Raw genomic sequence first — 13,151 nt, forward strand, 5'->3', positions numbered from 1 at the left:
GTGCTGCTGAAATTTGCGTACTACTTGGGATAAACCGCGTATCTCTAGAAACTACCGCCGGCTCCGCCTCCGAAGCCTCCACCACCTCCGCCGCCGCCGAACCCGCCGCCGAAGCCTCCGCCACCGCCGCCAAAACCGCCGAAGCCTCCGCCGCCGAAGAATCCGTCGTCACCGCCGTGATTGCCTCCGCCGCGGTTACCGCCGCCGAGTAGCGAGTCAATCAAGATGCCGCCGAGAACGGCTCCGCCGATCCCGTCAAACATACCGCCACGACCACGGTTTCCGCCGCCGAAGCCGCCCAAACCACCATCGCCGCCGAAGCCGTTGACATCCTGCTCAGCCATGCGTGCTGCCTGGTCTGCCAGCTGCACTGCCCGCTGCGCGGCAGCCACCGCTTCGGTGGGGCGCTGTGCCGCTTGGCTTAGTGCCTGATCATGGGAGCGCTGCGCTTCGGCCAGACGAGTACGGGCCGAAGAACGTACGCCGCCACGGCGGGCACGAATGTAGTCTTCCGTTCCCTGAATGCGCGATGCCGCCGTATTCAACAGTGACTGAAGCTGATCGCGCGCCACCCGGTCCTGCTCGGCTCGGTCGCGTAGCGTGCCCAAGGCGGTGGCTAGCGGTTTAGTCGATTCGTCGAGGGCCGAGATCAAGGCCAATGGGTTGTGCTTGCCACCGCGCAATGCCTGCTGGATGTTGCCTAGGGTGCTTTCTACCCCGGCGATGGGACCTGCAAGGTTCGGCTGAGTGCCGTTGGCAACTAGCGCCTTAGCCTGCGCCAGATCCCTGGCGGCCATGGCGACAGCTGACTCCAAATCGGCATCTGCTTGGCGCAGCGAGGCCGCCGATTTGGTGATAGCTTCGAGCAGTACTTCGGCTTGGTCATGAGCTTCTTCAGCATTCTGGATGAGAAGTGCCGCGCCGGAGCGATCCGTATCGAGCTTCTCGCGCGCTTGCTTCAGCACTGAGGCTGCGAACGTTAGTCGTTCCGAAGCTTGCTCGGCGTTATCGGTAATCTGCGAGACGGCGCTGTCATCGTATTTCGAAGTCAGTCCCTCAAGCTCGGACACCCGTTGGGAAAGCCGCTGGGCTAGCGGTTCCTTTTCCGCAGCAACCTCATTGATTCGGGACTCTGCGTTCTGTTCCAACTGGCGAAGATTTTTGAATTCGGCGGCGTGCTCTTGCAACGTGTCATTGACTTGTCCGCACCGATTGATAATTTCACCGAGCCATGAACGTTGCTCTTCTTCGGTGTCGGGGATGTGATCATCGAGCTGTTGCTGCAGTCGGAAGGACTCAACCAGATGGGTCTTGGCCTCGATGAGGTCCGTAGAAAAGACCTTGATGGCATCTGGGCCGTACTGAGCTTCAGCGAAACCGAGTTCTTGCTCAGAAGATCGTATGGAATCGTCTGCCGCGACCAGCAACTGGTCAGCCTGCAAACGTAGCTTATCCAGCGACTCAAGCTGCTGGGGCTGATGACCGTTGAGATTGCCGTGGTTCTGCGGTAGCTGGTTGGTCTTCGTCTTGCTGCGCCGCGATAGCATCACGTAGGCGCCCACTGCCACGCCGCCAACAAGCAACAGAACCCAGAAGATGCCGCCACCGGAGCCGGACGAGCCGCTAGCGCTGCCCCCCTCGGATACATTTGCGATGCCCTCAATAGCGCCTTCAGCGGCTCCTGCCCAATCTAGTTGGCCGAGAGCCGGAGAGATATGTTCTGAGTAGATCTCTTGAGCCGAGGCATTCAGCGGCCCATTTTGATCGCCGGCAAACCGCGCTTGCTGCTGATCTGTGGCTACGACCAAAATCGCATCCGAGCTGCCCATATTTTTCGTACTCGCAACTTCTTGCATCCATTGGCTAGGATCCGAGGGATTGGTGAATTCATCGACGTAGACAACAAAGAGACTGATTCCAGTCTCGTCCCGAAGTTCTTTAATATCGTTTTCGAGATTGCTTTCATCGCCACCGAGCACCTGCGCGTTGTCGACAACGAAGTCGCCAGGTGGAATGGTGACAGGGGGCTCTGCAAATGCTGGTGCCGACGCTCCCAGCGATAATGCCGCCACCGTTAATGCTGCAGCAGTGACTCGCCGCGCTTTGGAAATCATTGTCGTCCTCACCTGAATTACCGAATCGAACTAGTAATTTGACCACTCGTCCGACCACGTTTACCTGCGACTACTTTCACAGCTCAATTTGATTCTATTTGCACGGCAACACAGCGTCCATGCTATTCCGCTGCCAGAATAGTTAACTCACAGCTTGCGCAAAGTCATCCCTCGCAACTGCCACAGTTCGACCCTGAATAATAAGACTCAAGAGATCCGATATTCGAAAGAGGCATGAAGATGAGCCAGACACCGGATGAACCACGAAATAAAAATATGGGCGAACCCGAACAGCCGAAGGATATCGCCCAGACTCCGGAGCATGCGGAGGAACCTCGCGTGAATCTCCCGGAGCCGCAGTCGTCGTCGGATGCCGGCGAGACACGTAGCTATAACCAGGTAAGCCCCGCGTCCAGCCCGGAAGAGCAGCAGACCGACGTTTATTCACGTGCCCACTACCCCACCGAGCAACAGCCGGCCACCGGGGTCTACGGTCAAGGATCCACCGAGCACGCTTCGCAGTCCGGACCGTCCTATGCCGCCGGAGCATATGGCCATGCTGAACAGCAACATTCAAACTACCCAGTTCCGCCAGAACGTGCACCGAAAAAGAAGTTCGCCGGCAGCACGCTGATCGCGGGCATGGTCGCTGCGGCACTTATCGGTGGTGTGACCGCTGCCGGCACCACATACTTCATGGCCGGCGGGAATGATTTGGGCGGTTCCTCGGTGCAGACCCCACAAAACGGTGTGGTGATCAACAATCCAAAGTCCGTCACAGAGGTTACCGCTGCGGCAGCGAAAGCATCGCCTAGCGTGGTCACCATCGAAGCTTCCGGTAGCGGGTCTAGCGGTTCGGGCTCTGGAATCATTCTGGATACCGAAGGTCATATATTGACCAACACGCACGTGGTCACTTTGGGAGGAGAAACCGGCGACCCAACGCTTACCGTTCGCTTGAGCGATGGCAAGGTGCATCAGGCAACGCTCGTTGGCACCGATCCGCTCTCAGATCTTGCGGTCATTAAGGTTGATGTGCCGAACCTCGTGCCCGCGACCTTGGGGAAATCCTCCGAGCTAAACGTTGGTGACACCGCGGTAGCAATTGGCGCGCCATTGGGCCTGAGCGGAACCGTGACCGATGGAATTGTCTCCACGCTCAACCGCACTATTTCGGTGGCATCCTCCGCAGTGCCGGAACAAAACGCGCAGGATGAGGGTGAGGACGGCGGAAGCCAGTTCAACTTCCAATTCCCAGGCATGCCCGAAGGGCAGGACCAGTCCGGGCAAGGCTCGATCTACATCAACGTGATGCAGACCGACGCAGCGATTAACCATGGAAACTCCGGTGGTGCGCTGGTAAACAACAAGGGCGAAATTATCGGCGTGAACGTCGCCATTGCTTCTGGCGGAGCCGGCGGTGAAGATTCGGGTTCGATTGGCGTCGGGTTCGCGATTCCTGTGGATTACGCTCAGCGTATCGCTCAGGAACTGATCGCCAATGGTAAAGCCACCCACGGTCTGCTGGGCGCAACGGTACAAGCGCAGGGCGCTTCGACTGGATCGAACGCTTCGCAGTTCAGTGTCGGTGCAGCGATCCGGGAGATCTCACCGAATTCGGCGGCCGAGGAAGCCGGCTTGAAATCCGGAGACATCATCACGGGCGTCAACGGACGCGCAATCCAGGATTCCCAGACCTTGACTGCCGCAATTCGAGAGGTGCCAGCTGGCGGCAAAGCCGACATCACCTACACGCGGAACGGTGCCGAAAACAAAGTCTCAGTGACGGTTGGGTCTCTGGAATAGGCCAAATAGATCCAAGAAAAGTGACGTGCCGCAGGAACCTGCGGCACGTCACTATTGGTTTTGGCCCAAAAATCGAGGTACGCCGAGGATCTCGATACGATAGAGAACAACACTTCAGCCCGCGGTCTAAGACCTTTTTTCCAACCGAAAACTATAGGGCCACGAAACGCCTTGCCAATACCCTGCCCTCGGCAGCCACAGAGATTTGACGATGCTAAGCATGATTGATCCGAACAAATTCATTAACTCAGCTACCCAGCGGGTGCTGGCTTTTGCAGCGCACCCCGACGATTTGGATTTCGGCGCAGCCGGAACCGTAGCCGCAATGACCGCCGCGGGGATAGAGGTGCAATACTGCATCATGACCGATGGCGACGCTGGAGGTTTTGACGACCGTGATCCTGCCGAGACGGTTCGCTTGCGCCACGAAGAGCAACGCGTTGCGGCAGCCCGAGTTGGTGTCAGCACCGTGCATTTCATGGGAGAGCGTGACGGCTATCTAGAGCCAAGCCACGACGTCATGCGTCAGGTGGTTCGACTGATCCGCCAGGTGCGCCCGCAAATAGTTATGGCCATGCACACCGAACGAAACTGGGACCGCATTCAGCGCTCACACCCGGACCACCTTGCCTGCGGCGAAGCGGTAACCCGGGCTATCTACCCGGCAGTCGAAAACCCGTTCGCCTACCCGGAGCTGCTCGCGGAAGAAGGACTGGAAGCCTACAAACTACCTTGGCTTTGGTTATATGGAGCCCCCAAGGAACGCGAAAACGGCTTTGTGAACATCACCGAGTTCTTTGCGCAGAAGATGGATGCTTTGCGAGCCCATTTCACCCAGCACCCCGACGTCGGGGCGATGGAGAAATTTGTGCTCGAGCAGTGCCGAGCGAATGGCGTACGCGCGAATATGCCTTCCGATGAGCTGGCGGAAGGCTTCCACCTCGTGGCCGTGAACGCCGATGACACGATCGCAGGATTCTGACTTAATTACGGGTTAAAGTATTTCGGTGCGGTTCCCGCTTTGGGGAACCGCACCGTATACGTCAGATGAATGCTAACTTATCGACAGATAACCCATCGCTAGCTGGTTAGGCTTTGGGCTCTTCCGATTGGCCTAGCGGCAGGTCCACCGAGGCTTCGGTGTCTTCCGACGGCGAGGCGGGTATCTCTGAACCTTCCACGGTGATATGTACCGCGAGAACATCGTCGATGGGGGAGAGCCCGCCCTTGGCGTCTTCTCCCGAGGTCTTGCTCACTACGCTGATGCCGCCTTCTTCATGCACGGCCCAAACAACGTACTGTTCAGAATCATCAAGTGGTGGCAGAGCCGTCAGTTCGACGCCTAGCGCATTCTCCTGCTTGGAGGTACTGATAGTCGCCTGACCGCCGCTATTGAGTTCAACTACCTCTGTGAGCACATCATCGGCCTTTGCGGCTTTAGAAGATTTCGTCTCGCTATTGAGCAAGGAAAAGGTCACGAGGGCCAAGACGACCACGATTACCAAACCAAGCACTGCGAAGATCCAGCGTTTTGGCCGTGCGCTCCGTTCCGCACGAGAGCTGTGGGCCACTTGACTGACTAGGTCCAGACCCAGATTTTCGTCCTGAGGCTCGTCGCGGTGCTGCGAAGGGCTACCGTTCATTGTTTTGGAATCTCCCGAGAAGTCGTCGGTTTTGTCGGATGCACGCCTGCGCGAACATACTCAAAAGCTTACTTTATAAAGATTGGGTAAAGCTGTGTACTTGGCCCAATTGGGCTGGTACTTTAGGCTCCTGCAAAACCGTTCTGCCGCCAAGCCTCAAAGGCGACAACGGAAGCGGCATTGGCAAGGTTCAGCGATCGGCGCCCCGGCAACATCGGCAATCGGACCAGATCGGTCACCCGTTCGTGGGCTTTATCTGCGGCGCTAAGCCCCACCGATTCCTTACCGAACATGAGAATGTCACTTGGGACATAGCCCACCTCGGTGTACAGCGTGTCGCCATCGGAACTGAACGCAAAAACACGACCCTCGCCCAACGACGCGAGGGCTTCTTCGAGGTTTTCGTGTACGGTGACCACCGCTAGATCGTGGTAGTCCAACCCCGCACGACGCAGGTTGGCGTCTTCAAAGTTGAAGCCCAAGGGCTTCACTAAATGAAGTTCGGCACCGGTGATTGCGGCTAGGCGGATGGCATTCCCGGAGTTGCCGGGAATTTCGGGAGCATTGAAAAGAATACGGAACACATTTAACAGTTTAAGCTCTCGGAGCAGTAAAACTGGTAATCAGTACATTCCGCCTAAGACTCGGGACAGTACCGAACGGTCAACAATGTTCGGGGAAGGGCCTGATCCGAGGAAGAGTTTCAGTTCGCGGATGAGTCCTGCGGCATTGAGCACGTTGGGCGTGGAGGCCAGCGCCGGATCGGCCCTGCGGTGATATTCGATGACCGGCTCGTGGGGATTGCCCTGGCTCGAAAGGACCAACGTGAAAGCGACGACGTTCATCTGCATGAATGCGCGTTGCATCCCGGTGATGTTCAAGGCCGGGGGCTGCGTCATTTTATTTCCATGACGCAATACGTTCCCATCAAATGCGTAATAGCCCTCGGGAAGCGTCATCGTGTTGACGATCGCCATACGATATCCGGCGGTCAACACATGGTCATAGTGCCCGCCGCCGGGTGCCTGCAAGCCATTGACCAGCCGGGCCGCAGGTAGCACGTTGAGCACGTTTTTGCTGAGCATGCTGATCGTCTGTGCTTCTCGGGTAAGCCTGGAACGGGAATTGAACAGCCCGCGCTTTCGTGGCTCACCGTGGCTTCGTTGAATCGAGTGGGCCCTATCCAGCAAACCAAAGGAGTCGTCATCGAGACGAGGGACGTATTCGGTAGCTAGCTGGGCCTTGGGCTGTTGCGGTGAGGTGCGCAGCTTTTCATCGTACTGGCGGGCGGAGGTTCCGGCGCGTGGTGCTTGGCCGGGGGACTGGAAAGACCTATCAAAGCTTGAACGGCTTCGATCATCCGACAGCGTCTGAAATGCCTGTTGGACGTCTTTGAACTCGTCAGCGCTACCACCCAGATCCGGGTGTGACGCGCGAGCAGCCTTCCGATACGCAACCTTGATCTCTTCGAAAGTTGCCGTCCGGGGCACGCCAAGAATTTCGTAGGGACTTGGCGAACTCATGATACGGACGAATCCTCTCGGTTAAGGCAATTCCCCACGGCCGGTGCCGCGCGATCAAGTGCCAATTAGAACATTTTACCTTCCATGATTGGGAGTTGGCTTTTCAAACCCGAGCGTTTGCTGGGTATTCTCTATCCTTATGGTGCCCTCCGTGAAATATCAGCACATTCGCATAGTCTTCCATCCGAGCTCGGGCAAGGGTTTGGCAATGCGACGTGTCGAAGAGCTGGAAGCCCGGCTCGAGGCTCACGGTATTCAATCAGACAGGTTGAATACCGCACATCTCCAAGGGCGAGAATTCGGAGAAGCCTTGGCAACAGCCGATGCCGTAGTAGTCATCGGCGGAGACGGACTAATACACCACACCATCCAGTATCTTGCAGGGAAGAACATTCCAATGGGGATCATTCCGGCAGGCAGCGGCAACGACACCTGGCGAATGTACGGCGCTCGATCGGCGGAAGAAACGATCCAACAGGTGGGTAGCTTTCTGGCCGGAGGGGCAGCAGGGACCCCGATCGATTTGCTCCAGCTGCGATTTGCCAATGACCTGCCACGAACTACGCTTGCCGTGGGCGCGGTGTCGTGGGGATTCGAAGGATACGTTAACCGGCGAGCCAATGGTTTGCCACGCCGCCTAGGCGCGCTGCGCTATATTCTCGGACTGCTGCTGTGCCTCCCCACACTTCGCGCGTATCCCACCGAAATTCAGGCTCAGGAACTTGAATTCAAGGGTTCGGTCTTCGCGGCAAGTATTGCGAATATCAAGTCGCTTGGCGGTGGGATTAAGCTTTTCCCGCACGCGGACTACGCAGATGGATTGGCCGATATCGTGCTGGTGAAGGGCCCGCTATTGCTACCGGTGCTGCCTTTTGTAGGTCATATTCTGCGCGGAAAGACTCACCGGCACCAACTGTCCAGCAGGAGTGCACATGTAGTTGTGCGAACCAGACAGGAAAGTTATGCGGACGGGGAGCTTATTGGACAGGGTGATTTTGAGCTGACCGTGCTCGACGGGGCGCTGACGCTTATTCCGGGCGCCGATAATCGCAAAAGAGCATAGATTCCTCCTCGAACAGCGAATGGATTTTCATCGCAAGGGCCGCCTGCCGTGGACCGTGCGCTATGCGCTGTCCAGACCCCGCCAACAGCATCGGCGAATAGCTCACGCACATCGAGTCGAGACGATCGGCGGCGATAAATTGGCCAAGCAAATGCGGGCCACCCTCGGCATGAATGAAACCCAGCCCTCTGGCTAGCAGATCGGCAACGATTTCCTGCGGGTCACAACCCCGGTCTGCTTCGGAAACTTCAACCAATTCGACATACGAAGCGAAGCGACTGCGGTGCTCCTCGGTGACTTGAACGCTGGTGAAGACCAGCACCGGGACGGGGCTTAGCGTGAACACCTCGTCATCGGGCTCCAGATGCAGCCCGTGCGAAACGATCGCCAAGACCGGTTGCGCGGACAAGCCCCGGGCTTCACGCCAGGAAATGTCCTCATGACCGATCAGCGCCCCCGCGTACCCTTCGGCGCGGACGGTGCCGGCACCGACCAGGATGACATCTGCCAAGCGTCGCAACAAACTAAAGATCCGCCCATCGCCCGCGCTGCCCAACCCGCCGGACAGCCCATCGCGCTGGGCGCTACCGTCGATGCTTGAAACGAAATTGAAGCGCACAAAGGGACGTTGCGACGCGGCGTAACGCTCCAAAAGGTAGGTATCGCCAACCTCCGGCATATTGCTGGGTAGCAGTTCACGCATGGCTCGGGTCCTATCGGCTGGCTTCACGTTCGGGATGGGCAGGGGGATTGACCTCGCCCATGTTGTGGATCTGGTAGGCAGGGTCCCGCCACCCCTGTGCCGCTTCTATCAGCCGGACGGTTTGCACGGATTCGGCGATATTGTGCATCCGGATGATCCGCGCCCCACCCATCACGCACATGGTTGCCGCCACCATGGAACCGACAAGACGTTCGGGTTTGGGCAGGTCCAAGGTTTCACCGATGAAATCCTTATTGGATACCGCCGCGAGGGCCGGGTATCCCAATGCGGCGATGGCCTCAAAATTCGCGGTCAGATCCAGGGTGTGCCGGGTGTTCTTATTTAGGTCGTGCCCCGGATCAATGATGATCTTTGACGCGTGGATTCCTGAGTCTAGTGCCAGCTGGACCTTTTGCGCCAGATAGTCGCGCACTTCGGTAACCACATTCTGGTACTGCGGGCGGGGATAGACGGTGCGTGGTTTCGCCAACGAATGAGTCAGCACCAGATGCACATTGTTTCGGGCAACAACTTGAGCCATCTCGGGGTAGGCCAGCCCGGTGGTGTCGTTGATGACATCCGCTCCGGCATTGATCGCGGCTTGGGCAACTTCCGGGAGGAACGTGTCGGCGGAAATCACCACATCACTTTGTTTGCGTACCGCTTCGATCACCGGAACCACACGTGCGGCTTCTTCCTCCCAGGGGAGCTCCGGGCCGGGCGAAAACGGTACGCCGCCGATATCAATCCAGTCCGCTCCGGCCTGCACCGCACGCATCGCCGAGGAGACTGCGTCGTCCAAACCGAAGGTGGACCCGGCATCATAGAAAGAATCCGGGGTGCGGTTGATCACTGCCATCACCGCGATGGTCCGCGAGAAATCTATGCTCCGACGCGAAAAGTGGTGAATCGGAACCTGCAACTCGGGTAAAAACATCGACCTGGTCTCCCTTGATTCGCGGTCGTGCCGCTGCGCATTGCTTTGTTCATTCATATCACCCGCTCGCCACCTGATGCGGGATATGTCTGGATGCTGGTTAGGCTTGTACTATGCAGTTCTCCCATGTCTCAGCCACCCAGGGCCAATGGATCATTGATTCCTGCGCCACCGCCGACCAACTGACGGTAGTCGCGCAAGTGCCCGTGGGTTACGAACGCTACGCACGGATCTTGCATCCGGCCTATGACGAGTTTGACCAGCCGGTGAAGTGGGGGACCGTGGCTAGCAGCCGCGGCCATATCCTCACCGCAGCAGATCTCTTCGAAACTGTCGCCGGCTGGGATGCCCAGGGCAACCCGGCAGCCGAGGATGCCTGGGAAGAGACCGACCTGCCGGTAGACGAGTTGCCTGTAGAGCAGTGGCAGGCGCTGGTGAAGCAGCTCCGCGCGGCAACTGAGCAGGAAAAGTTCGTGGTCGGCCTTTGGGGAGGCTATGCCTTCATTGAAGGTGGCGAACGCATCCAGATCGAGAACGAACCCGATCCGGAGCTCAGCGACGAAGAAAACCAGGCCGCTCACGCCGCCGCGCTCGCCGAGGCGCAACGTCCTGCCTTCGCACCGGAGGTGCTCACGACGCCGGCGCTTGAACTAGGCGGCGGTTACCGAAACTACCGGCTCTTCGAAGTGGATGGCGAATTTTTGGCGCAGCCGCTTTGGGCGACGACGGTCGAAGGTCCGCAGCGTCAACGCCCGGCCTTGGCTTTTCCCGAAGACCGCAGCTGGATGCTGTCTACCGAACCTTATGATGACTGCACGCTGATCGGTGGCTCGGCCGAGCTTATCGAGGCAATTTTGCGCGATCCGTTGCTGGAAGCCATTGAAGTCGGGCAATTCACACGTATTGGCCATTCAAACTAGGCAGGGAAAGCTCGTACCATTAAGACGATGACTAATTCCGCCGTATACCTCGATCACGCGGCAACTACCGACCTCAACCCGGCGGCGTTGTCGGCCATGACCGAGCAATTCGCCCACACCGGCAACCCCTCCTCGTTGCACGGTGCCGGTCGCCGCGCCAACCGCGTGATCGACGAGGCACGCACGAAGATCGCCGGGGTGGCAGCGGCTCATCCAACCGAAGTGATCTTTACCTCCGGCGGAACCGAATCCGATAACTTGGCGCTCAAGGGCCTGTTCTGGAATCGGACAGAGAAGAACCCGGAAGCTCGCAGCATTTTGGTGGCTGGAATTGAACACCATGCGGTGCTGGACACCGTGGCCTGGCTCGAAACCCACGAAAACGCGACGCTTCTATGGATGCCGGTCGACGCCGACGGCGTGCTGGATCTGCAGGCAGCCGAAGAGCTCATCGAGGCGAACCACGAGCGGATCGCGTTGGGCACCCTCATGTGGGCAAACAACGAGGTAGGCACCATTGAACCGATCTCCGCTTTCGTGGCCCTGGCCGCTAAGTACCAGATTCCGGTGCATTCGGACGCGGTACAGGCCTTCGGCACCGTCCCTACGGATTTTGCGGCGAGCGGTCTGGCAACCATGGCCATCAGCGCCCATAAGGTCGGCGGCCCGGTAGGAATCGGTGGCTTGCTGGTACGCCGCGACATTGTCCTGATGCCCGTCCAGCACGGTGGCGGCCATGAACGCAAACTCCGCTCTGGCACCTTGAACGCGGCGTCGGCGGCAGGGTTTGCGGCGGCGGCAACCGCGGTCCAAGCCAATTTGGATGCCGAGAGCAAACGACTCAGTGAACTTCGCGACTATGCGGTGCAGCGGATCGCGCAAAGCATCCCCGAAGCGGTGCTCAACGGTCCACGCGATGCGCTGAACGAGGGCAAACGGCTACCGGGAAACCTGCATTTCACCTTCCCAGAATGCGAGGGGGACTCCTTATTGTTCCTCTTGGACATGTTTGGGATTGCATCCTCCACCGGTTCTGCCTGTACCGCGGGCGTGCCGCAACCCTCGCACGTGCTGGTGGCCATGGGCAGGGATGCACGAAGCGCACGAAGTGTGCAACGCTTCACATTGGGGCATACATCCACGCGTGAGGACGTTGACATACTTTTAGAGGCGCTGCCCGAAGCCTATCAACGGGCAAAGAAAGCCGGTATGGCGGCAGACGAAAGCAGCATTCACACAGCAGGGACGGGTTTTACACGATGAAGGTACTAGCAGCGATGTCCGGCGGCGTCGATTCGGCAGTCGCCGCAGCACGTGCGGTCGAAGCCGGGCACGACGTAGTCGGAGTCCACCTGGCGCTCTCTCGCATGCCCGGGACCCTGCGCACCGGTTCGCGCGGCTGTTGCACGGTGGAGGACTCCAACGACGCATGGCGCGCCTGCGACAAACTGGGCATCCCCTACTACGTTTGGGATTTCTCCGATCGGTTCGCAGAGGATGTGGTCCAGGATTTCGTCGACGAGTATGAGGCCGGACGCACCCCGAACCCGTGCATGCGCTGCAACGAGAAGATCAAATTCGCGGCATTGCTGGAGAAGGCACTGGCGCTGGGCTTCGACGCGGTCTGCACCGGCCACTACGCCAAGGTATTGCGTGACGAATCGGGCAACCCGGAATTGCACCGCGCGGCGGACTGGGCCAAGGACCAGTCCTACGTGCTCGGCGTGCTCACCCACCAGCAGCTCGAGCACTGCATGTTCCCGCTGGCGGAGACCCCTTCCAAGGCCGAGGTGCGCGCCGAGGCGGAAGCCCGCGGGCTCACCGTGGCCAATAAACCCGACAGCTACGACATCTGCTTCATCCCCGACGGGGATACGCGCGGCTGGCTGGCCGAGCGTATCGAAATGAAGCCGGGCGACATCGTCGATCAAGACGGAAACCAGCTCGGCGAGCACGAAGGTGCGCAGGCATTCACCGTGGGCCAACGCAAGGGCCTGCGCTTGGGACGGCCGGCATCCGACGGCAAGCCGCGCTTCGTGCTGGAAATCCGCCCGAAGGACAACAAGGTGATCGTCGGGCCCGAGGCTTTGCTTGCGGTCGATGAGCTGCGCGGCATCCGGATCTCCTGGGCCGGAGTGCCGATCCCGGCGGTGCTCGCCGGCGAAGAATTCGATTGCATGGTGCAGGTTCGTGCCCATGGCGATCCGGTGACCGCCAAGGCGCGCATGGAGCGTGCCGCTGGGTCCGAGGTTTTGGTCGTTCAGCTTCCCGAGGGGATGCGCGGCGTCGCACCGGGCCAGACCATGGTCGTTTACCAGGAAACCCGTGTCCTGGGTCAGGCGACGATCGATTCGGCCCGGTCTTCTGCATGGGACCCGGCTTCGGTACTCTAGCCTTCCCACGACACCTCTTGGTGTCTACAAAATTAACTAGGTCGGCCCG

General features: G+C 58.9%; 12 protein-coding genes. 6 read left to right on the forward strand and 6 right to left on the reverse strand.

All coding sequences use genetic code 11. From position 1 onward, the window contains the following. Window positions 1-44 precede the first annotated feature (44 nt). Window positions 45-2,114, reverse strand: coding sequence for a TPM domain-containing protein (locus CIK76_RS19960; protein WP_096284624.1), 2,070 nt, complete (start codon window positions 2,112-2,114; stop codon window positions 45-47). 240 nt (window positions 2,115-2,354) lie between these two features. On the opposite strand from CIK76_RS19960, the gene CIK76_RS06495 reads away from it, so the two are divergent. Further along, window positions 2,355-3,920: a trypsin-like peptidase domain-containing protein gene (locus CIK76_RS06495; RefSeq protein ID WP_255248376.1), complete on the forward strand. Its 1,566-nt coding sequence runs from the start codon at window positions 2,355-2,357 to the stop codon at window positions 3,918-3,920. Window positions 3,921-4,140: 220 nt separating this feature from the next. Continuing rightward, on the forward strand, window positions 4,141-4,902 hold the full coding sequence (locus CIK76_RS06500) for a PIG-L deacetylase family protein (protein ID WP_096284628.1): 762 nt from the start codon (window positions 4,141-4,143) through the stop codon (window positions 4,900-4,902). 106 nt (window positions 4,903-5,008) lie between these two features. On the opposite strand, the gene CIK76_RS06505 is transcribed toward CIK76_RS06500, so the two are convergent. From CIK76_RS06505 to CIK76_RS06515, 3 genes are all read right to left on the reverse strand, one after another. Further along, window positions 5,009-5,563, reverse strand: coding sequence for an anti-sigma factor (locus CIK76_RS06505; RefSeq protein ID WP_096284630.1), 555 nt, complete (start codon window positions 5,561-5,563; stop codon window positions 5,009-5,011). A 122-nt stretch (window positions 5,564-5,685) separates the two neighbouring features. Then, the gene (locus tag CIK76_RS06510; protein WP_096284632.1) at window positions 5,686-6,147 is read right to left on the reverse strand and encodes a tRNA (cytidine(34)-2'-O)-methyltransferase; all 462 of its coding nucleotides are present in this window, start codon (window positions 6,145-6,147) and stop codon (window positions 5,686-5,688) included. A 39-nt stretch (window positions 6,148-6,186) separates the two neighbouring features. Then, on the reverse strand, window positions 6,187-7,086 hold the full coding sequence (locus CIK76_RS06515; protein ID WP_096284634.1) for a J domain-containing protein: 900 nt from the start codon (window positions 7,084-7,086) through the stop codon (window positions 6,187-6,189). Between the two features lie 139 nt (window positions 7,087-7,225). Between CIK76_RS06515 and CIK76_RS06520 the strand changes: the two genes are divergently transcribed. Next, a complete protein-coding gene (locus CIK76_RS06520) occupies window positions 7,226-8,149 on the forward strand; it encodes a diacylglycerol kinase family protein (RefSeq protein ID WP_096284636.1) in 924 nt (307 codons plus the stop codon). On the opposite strand, the gene CIK76_RS06525 is transcribed toward CIK76_RS06520, so the two are convergent. Further along, a complete protein-coding gene (locus tag CIK76_RS06525; RefSeq protein WP_096284638.1) occupies window positions 8,115-8,852 on the reverse strand; it encodes a dihydrofolate reductase family protein in 738 nt (245 codons plus the stop codon). The genes CIK76_RS06520 and CIK76_RS06525 overlap by 35 nt on opposite strands. Window positions 8,853-8,862: 10 nt before the next feature. Continuing rightward, window positions 8,863-9,789 (reverse strand): dihydropteroate synthase, encoded by a 927-nt coding sequence (folP, locus tag CIK76_RS06530; RefSeq protein ID WP_096284640.1) that lies wholly within the window; start codon window positions 9,787-9,789, stop codon window positions 8,863-8,865. Window positions 9,790-9,902: 113 nt separating this feature from the next. Between folP and CIK76_RS06535 the strand changes: the two genes are divergently transcribed. The 3 genes from CIK76_RS06535 to mnmA are packed head-to-tail and all read left to right on the forward strand — an operon-like array spanning window position 9,903 to window position 13,102. Beyond that, on the forward strand, window positions 9,903-10,709 hold the full coding sequence (locus CIK76_RS06535) for a hypothetical protein (RefSeq protein ID WP_096284642.1): 807 nt from the start codon (window positions 9,903-9,905) through the stop codon (window positions 10,707-10,709). A gap of 27 nt (window positions 10,710-10,736) precedes the next feature. Further along, window positions 10,737-11,972: a cysteine desulfurase family protein gene (locus CIK76_RS06540; RefSeq protein ID WP_096284644.1), complete on the forward strand. Its 1,236-nt coding sequence runs from the start codon at window positions 10,737-10,739 to the stop codon at window positions 11,970-11,972. Continuing rightward, window positions 11,969-13,102, forward strand: a complete 1,134-nt coding sequence (mnmA, locus tag CIK76_RS06545) for a tRNA 2-thiouridine(34) synthase MnmA (RefSeq protein WP_096284646.1) — start codon at window positions 11,969-11,971, stop codon at window positions 13,100-13,102. Before CIK76_RS06540 ends, mnmA begins: the two co-directional genes overlap by 4 nt. Window positions 13,103-13,151 lie beyond the last annotated feature (49 nt).

Origin of the sequence: Glutamicibacter sp. BW80 (assembly GCF_002332385.1) — a bacterium.
Classification (GTDB): domain Bacteria; phylum Actinomycetota; class Actinomycetes; order Actinomycetales; family Micrococcaceae; genus Glutamicibacter.

What these genes read in the sequence shown, in the direction of transcription:
- CIK76_RS06500 (WP_096284628.1), top strand. Translation starts at nt 4,141, where the DNA reads ATGATTGATCCGAACAAATTCATTAACTCAGCTACCCAGCGGGTGCTG.
- CIK76_RS06535 (WP_096284642.1), top strand. Translation starts at nt 9,903, where the DNA reads ATGCAGTTCTCCCATGTCTCAGCCACCCAGGGCCAATGGATCATTGAT.
- CIK76_RS19960 (WP_096284624.1), bottom strand. Translation starts at nt 2,114, where the DNA reads ATGATTTCCAAAGCGCGGCGAGTCACTGCTGCAGCATTAACGGTGGCG.
- CIK76_RS06540 (WP_096284644.1), top strand. Translation starts at nt 10,737, where the DNA reads ATGACTAATTCCGCCGTATACCTCGATCACGCGGCAACTACCGACCTC.
- CIK76_RS06505 (WP_096284630.1), bottom strand. Translation starts at nt 5,563, where the DNA reads ATGAACGGTAGCCCTTCGCAGCACCGCGACGAGCCTCAGGACGAAAAT.
- CIK76_RS06520 (WP_096284636.1), top strand. Translation starts at nt 7,226, where the DNA reads ATGGTGCCCTCCGTGAAATATCAGCACATTCGCATAGTCTTCCATCCG.
- mnmA (WP_096284646.1), top strand. Translation starts at nt 11,969, where the DNA reads ATGAAGGTACTAGCAGCGATGTCCGGCGGCGTCGATTCGGCAGTCGCC.
- CIK76_RS06515 (WP_096284634.1), bottom strand. Translation starts at nt 7,086, where the DNA reads ATGAGTTCGCCAAGTCCCTACGAAATTCTTGGCGTGCCCCGGACGGCA.
- CIK76_RS06525 (WP_096284638.1), bottom strand. Translation starts at nt 8,852, where the DNA reads ATGCGTGAACTGCTACCCAGCAATATGCCGGAGGTTGGCGATACCTAC.
- CIK76_RS06495 (WP_255248376.1), top strand. Translation starts at nt 2,355, where the DNA reads ATGAGCCAGACACCGGATGAACCACGAAATAAAAATATGGGCGAACCC.
- folP (WP_096284640.1), bottom strand. Translation starts at nt 9,789, where the DNA reads ATGTTTTTACCCGAGTTGCAGGTTCCGATTCACCACTTTTCGCGTCGG.